Below are 21,781 nucleotides of genomic sequence, written 5' to 3'. Positions count from 1 at the left end.
CAGCCTCTGGTCCGCTTACACCGCCGAAATGGCAGCATAACCCTGCCTTTTCCGATGCTTCACAATCGGCCGCCAACAACTTGGCAATACCGTCAGAACCCTTGGCACAGGTGGGTTAAATGACGGCGCGCGTTTGTTATTTCACCGTTATCAACGAGGGGCATCGATCGTCGCTAAATCCGCTTAAGACGCTTCATCGCGATTTGAATATCATTCAGTATCCATCCCTATGGGCGCGATGTGGGCATCGGAGACGATGCAGAATTGATGCAATTACTTTGCCCGCGCTATGAAAACGGCACTAAACCAACATTCAAATGTCCTCGCTCTGCTGCATCACGCCCCGTATTTGTTTTGAGACAGCGCGATACTGCAACTTCGAGCAGCCTGCGCAGACCTCTGAGTGAACGAGAGCAAATCATTGTCAACAAACACCAACTCATGCGGACCGGCATCAGCTGTCCCATATGGCGACGTAACCTGTTTTCAAAACTCGCCAGGTGTGTCTGGCGTTGAGTGAGTTGTGGGCTTCGGCGTTCCCCGAAACTATTCATTGGTCGAAATCAAAATGCCAGAAGTGGCTAAACCGAAAAGCATTCGCTCGGAACCAAATAGATTCAGATCTGAATAAACAGAAACTATGCCCGAGGCTTCGAGGCGATAACCGTAACCGAAGGGGCTCTTTTCGCTGTTGGTTTAGTCGCTGGCCGCGTCGCGCGAGGCTCTGCAATCAAACTTATAGGCGCGGCTTCAGGACGATGATCTGTTCGGGTTCAACCCGACCTTGAGCCAGCTATTTAACAAGGCGGAGACCATCTTACACGCCCCAAAAAGCAACAGGCTACGATCGCCGACCTCTAATCAGCTCTGACCTTTTGGGCTCACATCGTAAACCATACAATCAGCTCGCAACCTTCAGGGTGCTTCGTTGCACGAGCTCTTTATAAAGCTCGCGCAGGCGGCGGGTCATCGGGCCGGCGCTGTCATGCGCTCCGATCTTCTTGCCATCGATTGACGCGACCGGCGTCTGCGCGCCGAATGTTCCGGTCAGAAAGGCCTCGTCAGCCCCATACGCCTCATAGAGCGAGAAATTCTTCTCGAATACCGGGATGTCGTTTGCCCGGCACAGGTCTATGACCTTCTGACGAGTCACCCCGTTCATGCAGTAGTCACCTGTGGAGGTCCAAACCTCTCCACGGCGCACGATGAAGAAATTGCACGCATTTGTCGTGTTCACAAATCCATGTGGGTCCAGCATGAGAGCTTCATCGGCGCCAGCCTGTTCCGCCTGCAGACATGCGATAACGCAGTTCAGCTTTGAATGGCTGTTGTACTTGGCGTCTTGACTCATCGGCAGCCCGCGCACCTGAGGCACAGTGGCCAGGCGAATACCCTGGCTAATCAGGCTTTCCGCTGGTTTTGAGTGTTCCAAAATCGCAACCACCGTTGGTCCGGATCGAGACAATCCCGGATGTTGAAATGGCTTGTCCTTCGGTCCGCGTGTCACCATGAACCGGCAATGCGCGTCTGTTGTCATACCGTTGGCTTTGGCCGTGTCATTCAATGCTTGCAGGACTTCGTCCTTCGTCATGCCGACGTCAATGGAGACGGCTTTGCAGCTGTTGAAGAACCGATTCATGTGTTCATCAAAAAACGCCCAAGTACCGTTGTAGAGGCGCAACCCCTCCCACATTCCATCGCCCAGCATGAAACCGGAATCGTAGACAGAGACCATCGCTTCGCTGCGCGGGACGATCTTGCCGTTGAGAAAGATCTTGATGTCGCGATTGCGCGCGTCTTCCACCGCATCATGTGTGGAATGGCTCGGTGTTTGTTCGCTCATGTCATAGCTCTTGCGTGGGCGTTGCGTAGAAGAGGCGCAGAGGCGGCGTCGACCGCCGCCTCTGCTATGGTTTTAGTTGATCAATCCTGCTTCGCGGAAATAACGCTCAGCACCCGGATGCATTGGTGCGGACAATCCGTTGACCACCATTTCCTCTTTCTTGAGATTGGCAAAGGCCGGGTGGAACGATTTGAAGGCATCAAAGTTGTCAAAGACCGCCTTCACCATGACGTAGACGGTTTCCTCAGGTACATCTGAGGACGTCACGAAGGTGGAGGGAAGGCCAAAGGATGGAACGTCACCATCCACACCGCGATACAGACCGCCTGGGATGGTAACATTGCCGTAGTAGGGCTTGCTTTCGATCAGCGTCTGAACGGCATCGCCTTCGACAGGAATGATGTTGATGTCACAGGTTGTCGCGGCTTCCAGTACATTGGCAACCGGGTTGCCAGCCACCATCAGAAAGGCCTCGATGGTGTTGTCGCACAGCGCTGCTGATTGTTCGGCCGATTTGAGCTCGGTCACCAAACCAAAGTGATCCATGTCCCAACCCATCGCGTCCACGAGGACTTCCGCAGTGCCTCGCGTTCCAGATCCAGGATTTCCCAAGTTGATGGTCCGTCCACCAAGGTCATCGAGGGACTCGATGCCTGTGTCTTTGCGCGCAGCGATGATGACCGTATCAGGATGCAATGAGAACAGGCTTCGGAGTTCTGCGTCCGGGCCATCCTCTTCGAACAGACTGGTTCCGTTCAGGGCGTGGAATTGCCAATCGGACTGAACGATGCCCATTTCCAGCTCGCCTTCGCGCATGGTGCGCAGATTATAAACGGATCCGCCCGTACTTTCGACCGAGCAACGGATGCCATGTTCTTTCCGCCCTTGGTTGACGAGGCGACAGATGCCGCCGCCGACTGCGTAGTAGATACCCGTTACACCGCCGGTGCCGATTGTCAGAAACTCTTCCGCTTTTGCCGGTGCGCCAGCCAAAAGCGCGGACGCGCCGAGTGCAGCGAGCCCTGTATAAATTCTCTTTTTCAGGATGTCGTTCGACAACATGAATAACTCCCTTTTTACCTGTTGCGTCACCGCGGTTGCTTACCGGGTGATCATCTCTTGCCGATGGAGTGGGCAATCGCAGCCAAGGTTCGGAGCTTTTCGAATCCCCACCTGCCAGAACGATACTGCAAGATCGTTAAATTGTCGACAATATATACTATTGTCGACAATTTTAAAAAGACTGGATACCATGATACCAGCAGACAGCAGACGACCATTGGACAGAAATTGGAAGTTCTGCTGCAATCATTTTTCTGGCTATCTTGGCATCACGACGTAGTCTCGCATTCCATCCATTGGGTGTTCCATCAACAGGATCGAAATGACACAGCAAGCATTCTCATCGGAAAAATCCGGCGACACACTCAAAGACAGAACGCTGGAGCAGCTTCAGGAACTGATCCTGACCGGAGATCTGGAGCCGGGGGCAAAACTGCTTGAAACGCAGGTTGCCGCTCAGCTGGATGTCAGCCGCGCCACATTGCGTGAGGCGATGGTTCAACTGAGCGAAATCGGGCTTTTGGCTTACATCCCTTTCCGCGGAACATTCCTTCGCACTCTGGACCCCGTTGATCTGGACGAGATATATTCATTTCGAACAGGGCTTGAGAAGATGGCGTTTCAGTTCTGCTGGGACAAACGAGACCTCATCAGTCTCGCCGACCTACAGATGCGCAACAACAGGCTATGCGATTGTATTTCGGACAATGACCCCTACGGTGCGATCATGGCAGAAATGCACCTTCACTCATGGTGCTATGAGCTTTCGGGGCACACACTTCTGCTGCAAAGCTGGGAGAGACTGAAACCCAACCTCCAATTCTACTTTGCCGTTCATCAAAAGGCACATGGAAGGGGCGGTCCCCTTCGGGAATCTCATGACAAATACATCGAGCTTGCCAATGGTGAGAGTTTGGATGACATGTTGGTTCACCTTGAAGACCACATGCGGCAAGGTTTGGAAAACACAATGAAATTTCTTAATGAACGAAATGCAGTCTAAAATGTGTGCGGAAGGACGGCCGTAGATGTAATCGGCTGAATTTGAACGCAACGGGTTTGACTGGGAGAAGAGGCCCAAACTTACCGTTCGCCGTCAACTCAAAATATGGCGCGGTCCAGACTCACGGCTCGCAAATGTCGCGACCGTTGACTTTCTACGGCAGTCTTGTGAACGCGCCGACAAATTCTGTCCACCGTTCGCGATCGACAAACCCGTAATGTCCTGCGCCTGCCCATTCGTGTGCAGTACAGTTAGGAAGCTCAGAGCATAGGTGTCGCGGCATGTCCGGTGAGATTATGTCGTCCGCAGTTCCAAAAAACATCTCTACCGGTTGCTGAATTTCCTTTGGCGAAAACCCCCAATCCCAAAGCGCCATCGTCATTTCGAAAACACCTTCCTCGTGTTGTAGATAACCAAGACGAAAGTTCTCTTCGAACAGGGCATTCTGCTCTGGAGTGCGCAGTATTGTTTTGGCTTCGTTGGGCATCTGGTCAACGACCGATTCCACATAAGAAGGGATGTCTTTCAAGGCACTATTGGCGCCCATACGCTCTGCCCAGCGGATCAGAAACGTCAGATGTCGCAATTTCGCGATGGTCTTCAGATCTTGCAGCACCAGCATTTTGGTTACGCCGGGTTCATCGAATGGAGCCACAGGAGACGCAAGCGCAACTTTGCACACACGCTCGGGCATGTGAAACGCCACAGCCAAAGCGTGGGGGCCGCCGCCGGAATGGCCCGCGACATTGAAGGTATCCAGACCAAGGTGGTCAGCCAGCTCCTCCATATCGGCGCCCCAATCGACCATTTTTCGGTCCTTCTTCGGGCTGGACCCTCCGACACCAGGCTGATCTGCTGCGATCCATCGCACGCCAAGCGAAGCGGTCAGGCTGTCGTCGGGCTGACGAATGACGTGAGAGTCCGAAAACCCATGGCTGAAAATCACCGGTGTTCCGTTTGGATCACCGTAAGTGCCGAAGGCCAGCGTTCTGCCATCTCTGAGAGTTAGGTGTTGGGTCACGTTGTGCTCCTAAAGCGAAGTAACCCTGGGTCGAAGGTTCATCTGCGTGCTGGCAGAAATCGAACCCAGGGTTGCGAATGAAACCCTGCCTAGTCAGTGAATGTGTATTCACCCAGATCACACAGGTTCAGCGCATAGTCTTCGGCTTCGGAACCGTCGGCAAAGACGCCACGGATATCATAGACGCAGGTCGTCAGCCCGTCTGCGATATCCACGCCAATTTCATATCCAGGGGCCAAATACCCACCCGCCAAAAGGTTTCCTTCCCAGCTGTCGGATGATGCGGGGGAAATGTTAAATTCCACCAGGTCAGCACTGCTGTCGTTATAAAGCAGGAATTCCAGATCCTCCGCCTGAGCCGGCGAAAGACTGGCCAATGCCGCCAGGGCCAGTGTTGCGGAGATTAGAGTTTTCATCATTTTAGTCCTTCTGTTTGATCGGTGACTAGGTTGCAGACAACGGTTGCTCGTGAGCGTTGATGTGAGTGCAGTGCGGTCGCCAGACATATCGCAGCCGCACCCGCTTTGATGTCACAGAAGCCAAGGTCTGCGATGGGCAAGAATTGCTCAAAACATCACCGCTTATTCGAGCAATCCTTTTTCCTGATAGTATTTCAGCGCGCCTGGATGGATTGGCGCTGAAAGACCGGCCGTGACCATCTCTTCTTTGGTCAGGTTTGCGAAGGCCGGATGGAAGGTTCGAAAATCATCAAAGTTTTCGAAGATGGACGACACCAACGCATAGACCGCCTCGTCAGAGACATTGGCCGACGTCACAAGCGTCGCACCGACTCCAAAGGTTTCGACGTCGGTGTCGGTGCCGCGATACATGCCACCCGGAATGGTAGCTGAACGATAATAGGCGTTGTTGTCGATCAATCCTGTTACGGCCTCACCGGTCACGGGCACCAGTTTGGCGTCGCAGGTGGTGGCGGCTTCGGTCAGATTGCCCGAGGGATGGCCGGCGGTGATAATGAACGCGTCGATCTGGTTGTCGCACAAGGCACTGGATTGCTCGGCTGACTTCAACTCGGCGGCAAGGGCGAACGTGTCTTTGGTCCAGCCTTTGGCATCCATAAGCACTTCCATGGTGCCACGCTGACCAGAACCGGGATTGCCGATATTGACCCGCTTGCCCGCCAGATCGTCAAAATGTTCGATCCCCGAGTCCACACGGACCATCACGTTGAACGGTTCGGCATGGACGGAAAACACCGCGCGCAGGTCTTCGAAAGGCCCGGCTTCTTCGAACTTTGAGGTGCCGTTCAAGGCGTGGAACTGCCAGTCGGACTGGGCAACGCCAAATTCCAACTCACCCTCGCGGATGGTGTTGATGTTGTAGACCGACCCGCCGGTGGATTCGACGGTGCAGCGCACGCCGGTTTCCTTGCGGTTCTTGTTCATCAGACGGCAGATCGACCCACCCGTGGGATAGTAAACCCCCGTGACGCCGCCTGTTCCGATCGTGACGAACTCTTCCGCATGGGCTGTTGCTGTTCCAACGGCCAGTGCCATTGCCGTTGCTAAAATCTTGTTCTTATTCATCGTTTCCTCCCTGTTCTATTGTGTTGAGTTAAGTTGCCATGGATGGCGTCAGAGCACGGGGTCGTTTCAGCTCGGTTCCAAAACATCCTGATACCCAAACAGCGCCGGAAGCCCGCCGGTGTGCAGCATGACGACCTTTTGGCCTTTGCGGATCACACCCGCGTCCAACAGTCCGATCAGGCCGGCAAACGTCTTGGCAGAGTAAACCGGGTCCAAAAAGATACCTTCGGTGCGTGCCATGAGGGTCAGGGCCTTACGTGTTTCTTCCCCGACCAGGCCATATCCGGGTGTCAGCGCGCCGTCCCAGACCTCGATCCCGTTCATGACAATTGCGGGGTCGAAATCCATCAGGTCAGCCAATTTGCTCAGGACTTTTTGCATGCGTGCATGCTGCTGTTCCTGGCCGCGACGCACACAGATACCATAGACAGGCGCGTGCATTCCGGACAGCCGCAACCCTGTAAAAAACCCTCCATGGGTCGCACCGCTGCCCGAAGGCACGACTGCGGCATCAAAATCGCTCATTTGCGCGCTCAGTTCCGCACCACCCTGGACATAGCCCAATGCCCCCAAAGGCGGGTGGTCGATGCCAAGATGGATAACATAGGGTCGACGACCAGCGGCGACCAACTGAGCAGCCCTGCCTTGCAGGGCATTATCCGCACCGACCTCGTCTTCGCCTACCGGAAAATGCATGTGTTCGGCGCCCAGGATTTTGGCAAGCAACACATTACCTGAATGGTAGTACTCTTGCCCCATCCCCGGTACGCGTTCTTCCAGTTGCAGTACCGATTTCATCCCCAGACGAGCGGCAGCGGCAGCGGCTGTACGCACAAAGTTCGACTGTACGGCTCCGGTTATCAGAACGGTATCAGCCTGCTGTTGCAGCGCATCGCCAAAGTAAAACTCCAACTGACGGGTCTTGTTGCCACCAAAACTAAGCCCGGTCAGATCGTCGCGTTTAAGCCAAAGGTCAATGCCAAGCCGGTCTGACAGGCGATCCAGCCGCTCGACCGGTGTGATCTCGGTCATCAGGCGGGCGCGGGGGAATTCGGATAGTTTCCGGTCGATATTTTTCTCTTCAGTCATCATGTATCATCCAACCAGATAAGCTCGGCGGAAAAGAACCGCGCAGGCGAGGATCGAGATCAGCCGAATGGCGTGGGTAATGGCCTGCTGTGGCAGCAGCGGGCCAATCACGCGACCCATCAGACTGCCGGCAACAGTGGCGACGGCAAATGGCAAGAGCCACGGGGCGCTGACAAAGGCCGCCCAGTCCGACAGGCAGTGCAACGCAAAGGCAGCCCCATATGCGATCAGCGCCACAGGCTGAACCAACCGACGTGCTTCGTGGGGGGGGCGACCCGAGGCCAGAAAGCCCAAAATCATCAAGGGACCGGGGGTCGCTGCCCAAACCGTCGCAAGGCCGGACAGACCCGATATGGCCTGAAAGCCCCTTGGGCCCACCTTGTTGTCTTGCGGCAATACCGAGGTGGCAACGCCGACAAGTAACAGACCCCCGGTCAGCGCCAACACCATGCGTTCCGACAAATAGGGATAAATCAAAAGACCCAGAGCTATTCCCACAAAACACCCGATCACAGCATTCCGGATCTGTGCTTTGTTCTTCGCCCATACCCGCTGATCCGTTGCGATAAGGGAAACAAGCGTGTTCAGCAAAAGCAAAACCGGAACGGCCGTGGCCGTCCCCAGCAACACCATCATCACGGGCGCTGCGACAATGCTGAACCCGATCCCGACGCCAACCTGAATCGCGGCTCCTGTCACAATGGCAAGCAGCAAAATCAACAGGTCAGCGGGCACGTTTCGATCCAGTGTTTCGCGGGTCATGTACCGGATGGTAACGTTGCGCGACCTTAATAGAAAATCATCTTATTGTATTTATTGATGCCTGAATGTTATCAAAATGACATGCGCATCACCGCCCGACAGATTGAGCTTTTCCAGATGGCCTATCGACACCGGTCCACGCGAAAGGCTGCGGCAGCGCTGCATATCTCTCAGCCCGCCATAAGCCGTGTCGTTGCCGAGCTTGAGGCGGAAATGGGCGTGGCGCTATTTGATCGATCAGGACGCAAGTTTGAACCAACCTCGGCGGCGCACAGTCTGCAGCAGGCGGTTCAAAAACACTATCAGGGTCTGGAACGTATCCGCGAAGCGGCTGCCCACATCGCCTCTGGCACTGGCGGACATTTGCGTGTTGCCACGGTTCCGGCGGTGGCCGATACCCGCGTTGCGGTTGCGGCCGGCAAACTCATGGCGGAACTCTCAGCCCTCAGGGTGGATGTAGATGTTCTGGATGAAAAGGCCGGGATGGCCGCGTTGCGCGAAGGCCGGGTGGATTGTGCAATCGTATCCTCTGACCCCGGCGACCCGAACCTGGCATGCACCCGGCTGGCCGACCTGCACCCCGTGGTGATCATTCCCCGCAATGATCCGCTGACCTCAGCGCAAAGCGTCTCAGCTGCTGTACTCGCGGAGGCGCCACAGATCATGCTGACACCTCACAGCCCATTCCGCCGCGCAGTGGAGGGCATGTTCGACAGCTATGAGGTTTCGTTCCAGGTCAGAGCCGAGGCCCAGACGCAATCCGCCTTGGTTCGCATGGTCGCCCAGGGCACAGGCCGCGCGATCGTCGACAAGGAAATCTTGGCTATTTCGCAAGCAGACGATGTTTTTGCCGTGCCCTTGGCATCCGACCTCAGCTGGCCGATCCGAATGATCACATTTTCCGCTTCGAATGACATTCCTGGTTTGCAAAGATTTACGACGGAACTGAAAGAGCCATAGTTTCAGTCCCATTGGCCTCAGCGGTGCAGGCAGCTCAAACACTCTTCGACCTGTGGCGTGTCAGAAATTGTTTGCCCGCCTACCCAAACATTCCATGCCAATCGCATCTTGAGTTCCATGAATTGAGCATAGATTCCTGTTTGGTGAGGTAGTAAGTCATCACGCCAGCTGATCCAGAAACGCTCCAGCCACGTGCAGGTGTTTATCCTTGATTGCCGGATCCATCCGCGCGGCAGTTCTGCACATCATCGACCAGCGGGGGTTTTGGGCGAGATCGTCGAGGTGTTTGAAGATAAAGCGCCAATACAATCCGTACCAAACCTCGGCCCAGGGACCCTTGCCCCAATGGCTCATTTTGCGGACGTAATTCGAGCCCGAGAAATAGGGTTTGGTGGTGATCAACCCGCCATCCGCGTGCTGGCTCATGGCGTAGATATTCGGGACCATGACCCAGTCATAGCTGTCCACAAACATCTCCATGAACCAGCGATACACCTCGTTTGGCTCAATTTCGCACAGGAACATGAAACCACCCAGGACCATGAGGCGCTCGATATGGTGGCAGTATCCGGTTTGCAGGACGCGTTGGATGGTGTCGTCAATCGGGTCGATTCCGGTTGTGGCCGTGTAGAAAGATGCCGGCATCCTGCCGCTATGGCCCCAGTGATTGGAGGTGCGCATCTGCATACCGAGATCTTCATAGGTAGCGCGCATGAACTCGCGCCAGCCAATGATCTGGCGGACAAAACCTTCGACTGAATTCAAAGGAATTTCGTAGTCCAGAGCGTAAGCGAGCGTCACATCAAGCACCTGCTTTGGCGTCAGCAAGCCGACATTCAGGGCGGGTGTCAATACAGCGTGCCAAAGCCAGCTTTCCCCTTCGACGATGGCATCCTCAAAGTCGCCGAAACGATCGAAGCGACGTTTGAGAAACTGTTTCAGCCAATCTTCTGCCGCTTGGTGAGAGGTTGGATAGTACAACCTGTCCAAAACCCCCAGCGCATCCGGAAACGCGCCGCGTATTTGATCCTGTGCCGCCCGTTCAATCGCGTCGGGCACCGGCCAATCGATCCAGGGCAAGCTGTTTAGCAAAGCTTTGGGGATCTTTTTGCGGTTGTCCTCATCAAAGCTCCAGCGACCGCCAACCGGATGATCACCGCGCATCAGCACATCCAGACGTCGGCGTTGGCTTTTGTAAAATTCGGCCATGAACCACCGTTTGCGGCCCTTCATCCAAGCGACGTTATCGGCGCGGGTGTTCAGGAAACCGGGGGATGTGTGTATGTCCAAAGTAATACCCACATCGCTTGCGGCCCTTTGCAGGCGCCTTTGCGCTATGAAATCGACCGGGTCCGCCATCACCGCGCGTGTGATCCCATCCCCAGCGAGCCTCTGAAACAGACGAAGACACGCATCCTTTCGCTGTTCATAGGGGTAAATCTCGGCCCTGATACCTTTGGCGATCAAGCCTTGATGATACCGCGCCATGCTTGCGCGATGAAGCCACAGCTTTTGTCTGTGCATCCGCATCGGGTATTGCGCGTCGCCAAAGAACAACGGGTCCTCAAACAGAACCACCCGATCCGGTGTCTGTGCCAAACCGGGATGTTCGGCGAAAAGCTGATTGGGCAAAAGGATTGTGGCTGAGGGCATGGTCAGGTCCGCACACTCATCTTGAATGTCAGGCGAAGGCAAACGGCTTTGCGCTGCAAGGTCTGGACGGGGGGCATGACGCTCATGACTGCCGCCGGCACCGATCCGAGCAATAGCGCACCTCATCCCAAACCTTTGCCCATTTCTTGCGCCAAACAAAGGGGCGCCCGCATGTGGCGCAGATTTTCTGCGGCAGATCAGCCTTTTTGCGCATTTTCATGAGGTATCTCCGAAGGGCAGGCTGAGTTGCGCCGAAGGCACCTTGATCGCCCCTCGACGGCGCTTGGGTCGGGGTGCTTTGCGGCTGGCGTGTTTGGCCACGATCGCCTGTGCCTCTGCGCGAAACTCGGGGCCGCGACGCACCGCCCAGACCCGGTCGCGCGCAGCTTTGGCGGCGGCAAGATGGTCGAACAGGCGGGCAGGATAGTGGCGACCGATCACGCCTGAGGCCGCCTCGGCCTTCCATGGTTCATGGATGTACTGATTGGGAATACCGGCCAACTCGGGCAGCCACGTTCGGATGAAAGCACCGTCCGGGTCCTGATCATAGCCTTGTTTGACCGGATTATAGATACGCACGGTATTGATACCCGTCGTACCCGATTGCATCTGGACCTGGCTCCAGTGAATTCCCGGCTCATAATCGGTGAACATGCGGGCCAGATGCAGCCCCGGTGCGCGCCAATCCATCCACAGGTGATAGCTGGCCGTGGCCATGACCATTGCCCGCATCCGAAAGTTGAGCCATCCTGTCGCGCGCAGGGACCGCATGCAGGCATCGAGAAACGGATACCCAGTTTCACCTGCACTCCATGCGCTTAGCAGTTCTGCATCTGGTGTCTTCGGACGCAGGCCGTCATAAAGCGAGTGCAAGTTTTCGAACTCGATCCGCGGGTCATCTTCGAGCTTTTGGATAAAATGACAATGCCAGTGCAGGCGCCCGGAAAACGAACGCAAAGACTTGCGCCAGTTTTGCGCACCGCGGGGCAGCGCCCTGCGACGCATGTCGCAGGCTTGAGCCACTTCGCGCATGGAAATAGCCCCCCACGCAAGATAGGGTGAGAGCCGAGAACACGCCCGCGCGCCTTCATCAGGGCTGGACATGGCCTTTTGATAATTTTCCCCACGATCATTCAGAAAACTCTCCAGACGTTCCAGGCCCGCGCGTCTGCCGCCGGGCTGACGGTGTGCGCAAGGATCACGCGACAACCCAAGCTCATGTGCCCCTGGGATGGGGCCGGGCTCCAGACTGATGGGTTGCAAAACCGGTGCTTGGCTTACGGGTTCCAACATAATGCGGTCCCAACGTGCGGCCCACCCATCCCGCGAGCCGAGCCTGCGCCATACGCCGTGGTTTTGCACTTGTATCCAAGGCACGCCCTGTTCCCGACACCACGCAGCGACATGCAGATCACGCTTGAAAGTCCAGTCGTTTCCCGTCTCTTCATGGGACCAGAGCGCGTGCAGCAATCCGCTGTTTTTCAAATCTTCAAGAACGCCGACAATCGGCCCGAAGCGTATAATCAAAGGCTGTCCAAGCCGACCAAGATCGTGCCGCAACTCACGCAGTGTTTGTGCAACAAATTCCCAGTGGCGGGCAGACGCATCCGGTTGCCGCCAAAGTTCTGGCTCGACCACATAGATTGGTAGAACCGGCCCGTGCATTGCTGCCTGCACAAGCGCCCGATGATCCTGCGTACGTAAGTCGCGTTTGAACCAGACAACTTGCAACTGTTCGTTTCCCGTACCCCGATTGGATGATGAGGAACGAGGTAGGCCTGATCTGTCCACGGTCCAGATGACCGAGGCCCCGACCTCAGTTCAGGATCGCGATTGACAGGTTCAGGATGGATGCAAAAGCCACCCAGGCCAGATAGGGCAGGAATGCAAACATTGCCACCCGATCCGATACGCGTACATTGCGGATGAAAGCCACGATGACGCTCAAAAGCGCTAAAATGATCACCAAGGCGGCCCAAGGCACCTGCAGCACAAAGAAAGTGGGTGACCAGAGGAAATTCAGCCCCAATTGCACCCACCAGAGTCGCATCGCGACCGAGTCTCTGTCCTTTTCAAACTGCCGCCAGCCAGTCCATGCAATCAGGATGTAAAGCACAGTCCAGACAGGCCCGAAGATCCAGTTGGGCGGGTTAAAAAACGGTTTAGCAAGGTTCGCATACCACTCGCCCGGCGCTGTCAGGGTTCCAATCAGGATGCCTCCGCCCATTACAAGGACCAGAAAACCGACACGTATCGATAGTTTTGCCATGTCTGCCTTCCAGTGGTTGCAATGCGATTTGGCGGATAGCGCTCAGCAGTCCGGGAGCACTACCATGGTTTCTGCCTTAGTCGAGAACACCGCCGCGCTGCTTTGACCATCTTTTTGATAAATGACCTGAGCACCAGCGACTTCTGACCCGCTTACGGTGATTTCACGCTGGCCAATGGTATCATCGACATCGATGGTAAAGGCCAAGCTATCGCCAACCTTGAGCGACGAGATCTGAAATTCAACCGACGTTTGCCCGTCTAAAACGGTTGGTAGTTCCAGCAAAGATTCTGCGCCTTGGGTGAGTTCAAATGATTGAAAAACTTCCACTCCGGCGCCGGCACCAGAAACTTCAAAGATCAAACGTCCCGCAGAAGGCACAAGATCGATGCGTAGGACCGACGCCCCAAGATCGCAGTGTCCCAGGTTTTTGAAAACAAACTGATCCTTTGGTGCCCCTTCAATGAACCGCACTTGAAGGCCGGCCTGAAGTGGAGTGACCGAAACAAAGCCAATTGCTAATGCCAGTAGGTATGACCGAAGCATCGCGACCTCTTTTGTATCTGATGATTATGATACGCCACAGGCGGAGTTTGGATCAGTTTGATGCAATCGCCAGGGCACCGTCGCGGCTGGACAGTGGCTAGGGGCTCGACAAACGTGAATAGCCGTACGCTGCCCATGTGAAACTTTGAAATTTGAGCTGATGTTACCAACTCATTTCGGGTGGTCGATCTTTGTGCATTCAACGACCGGCAGCTTTGGAAAGCGCGCAAAGCGGCTAAAAGCTTGATTTAATGAACAGAACGGGTTCAGCTTAGAGCTGTTGGTCCCATAATCGCATCAATTCTTATGGAGCATCCTATGATAGCTTTGCTTTTCGCACTTTTTGCCTGCGCGACGGCGCTTGCGTATTTCAATCTAGTAAGGCCTTCATACGCCGTTTTCGTGCTTGCGCTTTTGATGAGCACGTATTGGCTGAAATTTCACGCCACAACCCCGCTTTCAATACAGCTGTGAGGTTTTTCTATGACACCTGAATTCGCTCGAAATATGAACGCGCTTGGTGCCCTTGCAGTTTGCCTTGTTCTGGTTCTTGCCTTTTATTTTCAGCTCGTTTTGTACGAATTGCCCTGTCCGCTTTGCCTGCTGCAACGTGTTGGCTTTGTGGCCGTTGGGTTCGGGTTGGGGCTGAATCTGTTATGGGGTACGCGCGCGAGGAATTATGGAATAGTCCTGGTGGCTGCGATCTTCGGCATAAGCGTTTCGATCCGGCAGATTCTGTTGCACATCGTTCCGGGTACCGGACATTATGGCTCGCCTGTACTCGGCTTGCATTTCTATACATGGGCCGGGATCGCTTTTGGGTTGGTAATCTTGGGAACAGCAATAATGCTTGTTTTTGAGAAGCAATACGACCTCGCGTCGGACGTGAAGGCCACCGAAAGGTTCGGCGGCAGCCAATTGGCCAAAACGGCATTTTTCATGGTCTTGCTTTTGGCCGTTCTCAACGCCGGTTCAGCCCTTTTGGAATGTGGGCCGGGCATTTGTGACGATCCACCAACAGACTACAAGCTGCTGGATGAGCTTGGAGGCCAAGCTGACTCATAAGTTGGAGTGTAGCCTCAGGCTCTGAATCCATTAAAGCTGTCGCCAATATCTCATTTGCTTGCTTCAAGCCACAGAGTTTCAGAGGTGTATCATGAGCAATTTACCCTGATTGACCGACGTACAGATAGAGCGCCCCGCAGTCCTACTTTCCGAAGAGCCACGGGAAAGCGGGAGTGTTCGGTTTGTGACGCAATCCGGCAAGGCCGGCTGGAACCAAGGACGCTGTCATGGGCTGGAGGCTGGTGATTTGCCCAAAACACCAGTGTTTGCAACTAAAACAGATCTGAGATCAACACTCTGCGGACTTTCCGACCGTAATCTGTCGGTCGAGAAAGCAAGCTGGTATCGCATCCCAATGTTCGAATTGCGACATCCCAATCTTTCAAAAAATCTCATCTGACTCCGTGTTCAAATCCTTTCTGGTCCTCTTAAACGCGATCTATCTGACTGTTCAGAAACGCCTCGGGACTGTCGACCTCTTGCAGCCGTTTGCCATCGATCCACCAATACCTGTTGCCCACATTGCGCAGAAAACTGCGATCATGACTGACCAGTAGACACGACGCGCCGTGGGCGATCAGTTCAGCCTCCAGTGCTTCCTGCCCGTCGATATCCAGATGGTTGGTCGGTTCGTCCAGCAGGTAAAAGTTCGGATCTTCAAGCCGCAACAGCAGCATCGCCAGACGCGCTTTCTGCCCACCTGAAAGAGCGGCTATTTTGCTGCCTTGCATCTGAAAATTGATCCCCGCACCCGCCAGAACAGCACGGGCGCGCTGATCGCCGACCTCGGACCCTGATGTTACAATATCCAGCGGCGTGCGGGCCTGATCCAACTGACTCAGGTGTTGGTCAGATATTGCTGGAACCACCGACGGCGCGCACTTCACCTCGCTGCTCTCACCGGATAACGCCTGTTGGATCAATCGCACCAACCGGGTTTTTCCCGCCCCATTCTTACCCAGCAGAACAATACGGTCGCCTTGGGCAATCCACTTTTGCCCAGTCCGGTAGAGCAATCGTCCATTTGGCGTTTCGACCGCCAGATCATCCAATGTGATTAGCGCCTTGGCATGGGTACCACTGTTGCCCAGCAGGATGTCCCCTGCCGAGCGTTCCCTATGAACCGGCCTGGCCGATGCTTCCAGCTTGTCGGCGCGCTCGTTCAGTTGTTTGGTTTTGATCAGCAACAGGTCCGAGCCAGAATTGATCCCGACATTCTTCAACGCCGCGGCCTGTCTACGCAGTTGCCGGGCTTTGTTCATGTCGTTGGCCAGTCGCCGTTCATCCGCCGCATCCGCTGCGTCCAGCGCCGAGCGGGCCGCCGAATACGGCAGCGGAAACACGCGCGCGTTCCGGGGTCGCAGAAACAGCGTCCGATTGGTCGTTACATCCAGAAACGCCCGGTCATGCGAAGTGATGATCACAGGTGTTTCCCGCGGCAGCCCAGCTAGCCAGTGTTCCAGCAGCGCGATGCGGCTTAGGTCCAGATGATTGGTCGGCTCGTCCAGTAGCAACAGGTCCGGTTGATTGATCCAGACCGCAGCCAGCATCGCCGTGCGCTGCCACCCACCACTCAACTCGGCCAGAGGTCTGTGGTTTAGCTCATGTGGTACGCTCAGCTCATCCAGCACAACATCCACGCGCCAGCTTTCGTAATCCGCCTGTTCGGGGGGGAGAGCCGCGAGCACCCAATCATAGAGTGTCAGTTCGAGGGCCTCGGGCGGGACATACTGTTTTACATATCCGGTTCGCAGGCCTCGGACGCGCGTGATCTCTCCACTTGTTGCGTCCATCTCGCCTGCCAGACAGGCCAGCAATGTGGATTTGCCACGCCCGTTGGCGGCAACAAGCCCGATCCTGTCGGATTTGGAAACGTTCAGATTGAGGTCAGAAAACAGCGGTTCGCCAAGGGTCACGCCCAAAGCAGAGATATTGAGGATGGTCATAAGATATCTCGGGTCACAAAGATAAGGCCGCTATGCGGCTATGGGCAGACCGTCGATAAAAAGTGTCTTGGGTCAGCCCCGCAAACGGATCTGCAGGGCAAAACGCGGGCCATGCTGAAGTCGGCGGATGATGCGCATGTTCAGCTCGTGCCCTCCCGTTGTTGAATGTGACGTTGCCCTGACGATAGAAGTGAACCCGGTGTTTGACAACCCTGTGGCTCAGTCGACCCCTGCGGCAACCAGCGCAAGCACTGGGTCCGCGACCCTTGCGGTCAACGCAATCTTCCCAGACTCAACCACGACGGCCATTTCCTACTCTCATGCAGCGGCCATCCACTGGCTGTCGCAGACTAAAAGCAAAGAAAACAACACGCGTCTTCGCTCCTTTTTCTGATGTTATCTGGGGCGATCAGGCTCGAAAGGGTTGCGAACGATGAGAGTGTCAATTTCGGTTATAACGTCTTCGGGCAATGCTCCGAAGGACAGCGATGCGGCAATACCCTCGATCTGTTCTACTGTTCGTGCACCCGGAATAGGGACATAAGTATCGCTCTGGCCCCATATCCAGCCGAGCGCGCCTTGCACCAGTGTTCGGCCATTAGAGGTCAATAACTCTCGAACGGCATCAAGCTTCCGCATGAAATCAGGGTTGGCCTTGCCGTCCTGAAAGTACTCCATCCAGCCTTCGCCAGATGCGCGCACATCGTCCGATGCCATTTCGGTGTTCTGATCGTACTTCCCGGATAGCAAACCCATCGCAAGCGGCGAGCGAATAAGAGATAAAAGCCCCTGATCTTGAACCACTTTCTGCATCCGCGGTGCATCCCAAAACACGTTCATGACATATTCAACTGCCTTGAAATTGTTCTGTATCGAAGCGGCGCAGGCGCTTTCGGAATAGTCGGTGCTCCAGCCATAGGCGCGTAGCTTGCCGGCGTCTGTCAAACGATCCAGCTTGTCGAACACTGCTTCCGCTTCGACAATCGACATATCATTAACATGCAGCAGTAGAAGATCGATCCGATCGCGGTCCAGTCGTGACAGGCATCCATCGACGGCGGTTGACACTTGATCCGGAGTGAATGGTTCGAAAGAGATCTGTCGGCTCGCCTCATCAATTCCGACACCGATCTTTGTGACAACCAAGGCATCGGACCGCCCTCGCAGCGCTTTGGCCAAAAGCCTCTCAGAATGCCCAGCACCATATGCTGCAGCGGTGTCAAAAAGCGTGATCCCGCAATCCAGGGCAGCGTGGATTGTCCGGATGGAAACATCGTCGTCTGAGCGGGTATAGCCCAAGGATTGTTTGCCCCAATACATCTTGCCGCCGATGGGCCAGCATCCCATGCCAAGAGGGGAGATTTCGGTTTCGAGGAAATTCATCTGTGGGCCTCCTATGTGACCCTTTTGAAAGACGATATCTACACTTTTTCATCAACATTACAAAGTGTAAGCTTCATTTCATGAATGAAAGATACTTTGACTGGGACAACCTGCGACTATTCCTTGCGATTGCCAGGGCGGGTGGGCTCGGGCCTGCGGCGGAGCAAACAGGCAAAAGCGCACCTACGCTGGGACGGCGCATGGTTGAACTTGAGCGCGCTGTGGGGAGCGACCTGTTTCTGCGCAAACCGCGCGGCTATGACCTGACGGAGTACGGGCAAGCGTTGCTTGAAAAGGTAGAGAGTATCGAGGCGCGTGTCTTGCCGGTCAGCGAAAGCGATCTTGCAACCGCACCGCCACTGGTAAAGATCTCGGCCGGAACTTGGGTTGCACGTGTTCTTGTTGGTGCCGTTGGAAAGCTCACCGGGTCGGTTCCGGTGCGACTGCGGTTCATCTCTTCCGAAGAGGTTTTGAAGATCGGGCACCGTGAGGCCGCAATTGGAGTTCGCAACCGACGACCGGAAGAGATCGGCTTGGCAGGCCGCAAAATCGGCCGGGTCCGATTTGCTGTATATGCAACCGATCAAGGCATTGCGACTTGGGCACGCGTTCTGTCAACCACACCTTCCGCTATTTGGGTGAAGGAAAATTCTCAAGACCACGAGGCCATCGAGGTGACCGCGCCGCAAAACGCGCTTGATCTCGCGAACGCGGGATTGGCACGTGCGGTTCTGCCAACCTTCATTGGGAACGCGCAAAGCGGGCTCATTCCGGTATCGCCTTTGATTGACGATTTAGAACATGATCAGTGGCTTGTGTCGCATCACGAAGACAGGTTTCTTCCCGAAGTTCGACAAGTCATAGATCGCATCTACGCGATACTGAAGGAGACCTGCGAAACGGAAGGACAGATTCCCGTAAAGGATCGTGTATAAGGCCTGCGCAGCTAGTCAATTTCTTCGGCGCCCTAAACACCTGCCTGTGACTGATCCGAAACCAGCAGCTTTCCTGTTTAGTCGCCGTCGGACGGCAAGCCTGGATCGGTCTCTATCAGGCTCTTCTGCTGTGATGCGCGCTTCCACCAATTCGTGAGAGCCACATGGTTGTGCAGCTCGTTCGCACCCTCGGACGCTTTAACAAAATAGCATATCATCGGCGCGAGATGGAGATCGGCCAGTGTCGTTTCCCCGGCATTCAGAACCAGACCTTCCTCGGCGATCCGGTTCAATGCCGCCAAAACCGTTCGAGATTCCGCCAAGCCTTGCGCAATGGTCGTTACATCCACGGCCTCACCTGCAGAGGGCCGAAAAACCCTGTGCGCGAACACCTGACGCACCATGGGGCGATACCCGTAAAGCGGCGACCGGTGATTTTCCGACCGCACGGGAACGTCTGGCAAGTTTCATACGCGCGTCGTTGACACCGCCGGTGGCCAGTCCGAAAGGTGTTGCACTATGGGCGGGGTTCTTTCAGATGCTGATGCACAACGACGCCATGCGCACAAGCCATGTCCGAACCTATACATTTCTGCGCCGGCATATCGAAGACCTGATCCGCGATGTCTATGCAGAAGACGGACGGTCGGTATCGGATGACACTCTTCGGCAACTCAGCATCAGTTGCAATGGTGTGCTGGACGGCTTGTGGATCGAAGGCAGCGCGATCGGCGATACCTTCAACGAAGGTGAGCTGGTGTCGGCCGGGGTGAATGCAGTGTCCGGCATCCTGCAAATTCAACTCGGCGATCGCTGAACACCAAATTCGGTTTTGTCTGGATTGGGCTGGTCCTGGGTTGGTTGCCGCCAAGAATTGACCAGTGCCTATGCTTGGCAAGGGTCCAATTCCGGTAACTGTGCAAACCTGCTCACTACGCTTTTGTTTATTCTAAATTTTAGGAATTTTTCGTTCTGAGATTTAAGGCTTGGTCAAGTTTGGCCGTTAGGTTCGGTCCGATGAAATGGAGATCGGAATGGTACCAGAACCCCCCAGCTCATTTGAACGGCTCGAAACCGCAGCGCCAAATGATGCGCTGCAGGCGCAGATGCGGGATGTTCTCAATCAGATGGAACAGGGGATCTTGGTGTGGTCTGCTGATGGGGTCTGCACGCTTCACAATGAACGCATCTTTCATGTGTTGGAACTTGGCCCGGATGACCTGTGCGTGGGCATGACGCGTGAGGCGTTTCTTTCGATTACAGTGGCGCAGGGGGTCATCACGGCTGAGCGCAAGAAAGAGGTACAGAGGCTGTTTTCCACCGGCCAACCGTTTCATTTCGACCGGGATATGGCATCTGGCAAGGTTATCAATTCTTACGCCCGCCCGCTTCGGGATGGGGGCTATGTGGTGACATTCACCGACGTTACCCAGTTTCGCCGCGATGCTGCAGATCTGGCCGCCGCCAAGCATCAGGCCGAAGAGGCGGAACAACAGGCAAAGGCCATGCTCTGCAAGGAACAGCAGTGGCGCGCAGAGGCAAAGGCGCTGGCCGAACTGGACGAGTGGCTGCAATGCTGCAAATCACTGGAGGAGCTGTTCACGGTTGTCTCAAAGTTCATGACCAAGGCGCTACCGGACACGCAGGGAGAGCTGTATATCTACTCCAACTCTCGCGATGTTCTGGATGGGGCCTGTTCCTGGGGCGATGCGCATCTGCATGAACATATCTCCCCCGACAGCTGTTGGGCGCTGCGCCGCGGACGAGGCTACCGCTTTGACGTTGATGGGTTTTCCTTTGAATGCGGCCATGTCCGTGACCATCCGATCCTGCGCAACGTCGAAGACGCGCTATGCATTCCCATTGTCGCCCATGGTGACACAGTGGGCCTTTTGCATGTCACCTACCCACCCGAAACGCAAAAAGAAACCGCACAGAAAGGATTTGAACTGGCGCTTCAGTGCGGGGAACACATCAGCCTCGCCATAGCCAACGTCAAATTGCGCGACGAACTCCATGATCAAAGTACCCGCGATCCGCTGACCCGGCTTTTCAACCGTCGCTACTTTCTCGAAGCGCTGCGTGCAGAGCATATGATGGCCGCCCGCAAGAACCTGCCGTTTTCGATCCTGTCGTTTGATGCCGACAAGTTCAAAGCCTTCAACGACAACCACGGGCATGATGCAGGCGACATGGTTCTGCGCGCCATCGGGGACAAGATGCAGGAGGTGTTTCGGAGCGGCGAAACACCCTGCCGGTTTGGTGGAGAGGAGTTTTCCGTCCTTCTGCCAGGAGCAGATCAGGCCGCAGCAGAAAACATGGCAGAGGCGCTGCGTCTCGCGATTGAAGAGACATCCATTCGCTACGGCGCCACCACTCTGCCACGTGTCACTGTGTCCATCGGCATCGCCAGCTACCCCGATCACGGAGAGCTGCCGCAGGATCTGTTGACCGCAGCTGATCGCGCGCTCTATGCGGCAAAGGCGGCTGGACGTAACTGTGTCCGCGTTGCAGATCAGGGCTGAGCCGGGTAGGCGCTGTCTGAACGCGCTTAACGTCCGAGCCAGAGCCAGCCCCTGGAACACTCAGGATTTCAACTGATGCAAACGATCATCGCAAGGCGTTAAGCCTGACGACGAAAAAAGGGGAAATGGATAGCCGCCAATTTTTTCGTCAGACTTCTGTTTGCAATTAGAATTT

At 55.3% G+C, this 21,781-nt stretch carries 23 protein-coding genes; 8 read left to right on the top strand and 15 right to left on the bottom strand.

The features are described from left to right. Window positions 1–901 precede the first annotated feature (901 nt). The gene (locus ACR0AG_RS17940) at window positions 902–1,843 is read right to left on the bottom strand and encodes a D-amino acid aminotransferase (protein ID WP_480841436.1); all 942 of its coding nucleotides are present in this window, start codon (window positions 1,841–1,843) and stop codon (window positions 902–904) included. A gap of 72 nt (window positions 1,844–1,915) precedes the next feature. After that, the gene (locus ACR0AG_RS17935; RefSeq protein WP_480841434.1) at window positions 1,916–2,905 is read right to left on the bottom strand and encodes a TAXI family TRAP transporter solute-binding subunit; all 990 of its coding nucleotides are present in this window, start codon (window positions 2,903–2,905) and stop codon (window positions 1,916–1,918) included. Between the two features lie 322 nt (window positions 2,906–3,227). Here ACR0AG_RS17935 and ACR0AG_RS17930 point away from each other — a divergent pair, with 322 nt between their 5' ends. Next, a complete protein-coding gene (locus ACR0AG_RS17930) occupies window positions 3,228–3,908 on the top strand; it encodes a GntR family transcriptional regulator (RefSeq protein WP_480841432.1) in 681 nt (226 codons plus the stop codon). Window positions 3,909–4,062: 154 nt separating this feature from the next. Here the strand turns inward: ACR0AG_RS17930 and ACR0AG_RS17925 are convergent, their stop codons facing one another. The 5 genes from ACR0AG_RS17925 to ACR0AG_RS17905 form a co-directional block, all read right to left on the bottom strand. Beyond that, on the bottom strand, window positions 4,063–4,929 hold the full coding sequence (locus tag ACR0AG_RS17925) for an alpha/beta fold hydrolase (RefSeq protein ID WP_480841430.1): 867 nt from the start codon (window positions 4,927–4,929) through the stop codon (window positions 4,063–4,065). Window positions 4,930–5,018: 89 nt separating this feature from the next. Continuing rightward, complete coding sequence (locus ACR0AG_RS17920) at window positions 5,019–5,345, bottom strand: hypothetical protein (RefSeq protein WP_480841428.1); 327 nt, start codon at window positions 5,343–5,345, stop codon at window positions 5,019–5,021. A 165-nt stretch (window positions 5,346–5,510) separates the two neighbouring features. After that, a complete protein-coding gene (locus ACR0AG_RS17915; protein WP_480841426.1) occupies window positions 5,511–6,473 on the bottom strand; it encodes a TAXI family TRAP transporter solute-binding subunit in 963 nt (320 codons plus the stop codon). 66 nt (window positions 6,474–6,539) lie between these two features. After that, a complete protein-coding gene (locus ACR0AG_RS17910; RefSeq protein ID WP_480841424.1) occupies window positions 6,540–7,562 on the bottom strand; it encodes a D-cysteine desulfhydrase family protein in 1,023 nt (340 codons plus the stop codon). Window positions 7,563–7,568: 6 nt separating this feature from the next. Next, window positions 7,569–8,324: a TSUP family transporter gene (locus ACR0AG_RS17905; protein WP_480841422.1), complete on the bottom strand. Its 756-nt coding sequence runs from the start codon at window positions 8,322–8,324 to the stop codon at window positions 7,569–7,571. Between the two features lie 81 nt (window positions 8,325–8,405). On the opposite strand from ACR0AG_RS17905, the gene ACR0AG_RS17900 reads away from it, so the two are divergent. Then, entirely contained in the window at window positions 8,406–9,284 is an 879-nt protein-coding gene (locus ACR0AG_RS17900; protein ID WP_480841420.1) for a LysR family transcriptional regulator, read from the top strand. Window positions 9,285–9,443: 159 nt separating this feature from the next. Here the strand turns inward: ACR0AG_RS17900 and ACR0AG_RS17895 are convergent, their stop codons facing one another. The 5 genes from ACR0AG_RS17895 to ACR0AG_RS17875 form a co-directional block, all read right to left on the bottom strand. Further along, the gene (locus tag ACR0AG_RS17895) at window positions 9,444–10,937 is read right to left on the bottom strand and encodes a cryptochrome/photolyase family protein (protein WP_480841418.1); all 1,494 of its coding nucleotides are present in this window, start codon (window positions 10,935–10,937) and stop codon (window positions 9,444–9,446) included. Between the two features lie 82 nt (window positions 10,938–11,019). Further along, window positions 11,020–11,151, bottom strand: a complete 132-nt coding sequence (locus ACR0AG_RS17890) for a DUF2256 domain-containing protein (RefSeq protein WP_480841440.1) — start codon at window positions 11,149–11,151, stop codon at window positions 11,020–11,022. Between the two features lie 2 nt (window positions 11,152–11,153). Then, window positions 11,154–12,668: an FAD-binding domain-containing protein gene (locus ACR0AG_RS17885; protein ID WP_480841416.1), complete on the bottom strand. Its 1,515-nt coding sequence runs from the start codon at window positions 12,666–12,668 to the stop codon at window positions 11,154–11,156. An 85-nt stretch (window positions 12,669–12,753) separates the two neighbouring features. After that, window positions 12,754–13,206, bottom strand: coding sequence for a TspO/MBR family protein (locus ACR0AG_RS17880; RefSeq protein ID WP_480841414.1), 453 nt, complete (start codon window positions 13,204–13,206; stop codon window positions 12,754–12,756). Window positions 13,207–13,248: 42 nt separating this feature from the next. Next, complete coding sequence (locus tag ACR0AG_RS17875; protein ID WP_480841411.1) at window positions 13,249–13,752, bottom strand: aggregation factor core; 504 nt, start codon at window positions 13,750–13,752, stop codon at window positions 13,249–13,251. Between the two features lie 306 nt (window positions 13,753–14,058). Between ACR0AG_RS17875 and ACR0AG_RS17870 the strand changes: the two genes are divergently transcribed. The 3 genes from ACR0AG_RS17870 to ACR0AG_RS17860 all read left to right on the top strand — a co-directional run bounded on the left by ACR0AG_RS17870 (window position 14,059) and on the right by ACR0AG_RS17860 (window position 15,217). After that, window positions 14,059–14,226 carry a DUF5993 family protein gene (locus ACR0AG_RS17870; protein WP_480841409.1) on the top strand — a complete coding sequence of 56 codons (168 nt, stop codon included), beginning with the start codon at window positions 14,059–14,061 and terminating at the stop codon, window positions 14,224–14,226. Between the two features lie 9 nt (window positions 14,227–14,235). Continuing rightward, a complete protein-coding gene (locus tag ACR0AG_RS17865; protein WP_480841407.1) occupies window positions 14,236–14,817 on the top strand; it encodes a disulfide bond formation protein B in 582 nt (193 codons plus the stop codon). Window positions 14,818–14,926: 109 nt separating this feature from the next. Beyond that, window positions 14,927–15,217, top strand: coding sequence for a hypothetical protein (locus tag ACR0AG_RS17860; RefSeq protein ID WP_480841405.1), 291 nt, complete (start codon window positions 14,927–14,929; stop codon window positions 15,215–15,217). A 28-nt stretch (window positions 15,218–15,245) separates the two neighbouring features. Here ACR0AG_RS17860 and ACR0AG_RS17855 read toward each other — a convergent pair whose 3' ends face one another. After that, window positions 15,246–16,763 (bottom strand): ABC-F family ATP-binding cassette domain-containing protein, encoded by a 1,518-nt coding sequence (locus ACR0AG_RS17855; RefSeq protein ID WP_480841403.1) that lies wholly within the window; start codon window positions 16,761–16,763, stop codon window positions 15,246–15,248. A 396-nt stretch (window positions 16,764–17,159) separates the two neighbouring features. Next, window positions 17,160–18,146 carry an aldo/keto reductase gene (locus tag ACR0AG_RS17850; RefSeq protein WP_480841401.1) on the bottom strand — a complete coding sequence of 329 codons (987 nt, stop codon included), beginning with the start codon at window positions 18,144–18,146 and terminating at the stop codon, window positions 17,160–17,162. Window positions 18,147–18,226: 80 nt separating this feature from the next. Between ACR0AG_RS17850 and ACR0AG_RS17845 the strand changes: the two genes are divergently transcribed. Next, window positions 18,227–19,081 carry a LysR family transcriptional regulator gene (locus ACR0AG_RS17845; RefSeq protein WP_480841399.1) on the top strand — a complete coding sequence of 285 codons (855 nt, stop codon included), beginning with the start codon at window positions 18,227–18,229 and terminating at the stop codon, window positions 19,079–19,081. 77 nt (window positions 19,082–19,158) lie between these two features. Here ACR0AG_RS17845 and ACR0AG_RS17840 read toward each other — a convergent pair whose 3' ends face one another. Then, window positions 19,159–19,545: a glutathione S-transferase family protein gene (locus ACR0AG_RS17840; RefSeq protein WP_480841397.1), complete on the bottom strand. Its 387-nt coding sequence runs from the start codon at window positions 19,543–19,545 to the stop codon at window positions 19,159–19,161. Window positions 19,546–19,574: 29 nt separating this feature from the next. Between ACR0AG_RS17840 and ACR0AG_RS17835 the strand changes: the two genes are divergently transcribed. Together ACR0AG_RS17835 and ACR0AG_RS17830 are read left to right on the top strand one after the other, a co-directional pair. Continuing rightward, the gene (locus tag ACR0AG_RS17835) at window positions 19,575–19,898 is read left to right on the top strand and encodes a TetR family transcriptional regulator C-terminal domain-containing protein (protein ID WP_480841395.1); all 324 of its coding nucleotides are present in this window, start codon (window positions 19,575–19,577) and stop codon (window positions 19,896–19,898) included. Between the two features lie 217 nt (window positions 19,899–20,115). Next, on the top strand, window positions 20,116–21,606 hold the full coding sequence (locus ACR0AG_RS17830) for a sensor domain-containing diguanylate cyclase (protein ID WP_480841392.1): 1,491 nt from the start codon (window positions 20,116–20,118) through the stop codon (window positions 21,604–21,606). Window positions 21,607–21,781: the final 175 nt, after the last annotated feature.

This window comes from Ruegeria sp. H6, assembly GCF_056532975.1.
Note: the sequence above shows the minus strand (reverse complement) of the source record. Positions and strands in the feature narration are given on the sequence as shown.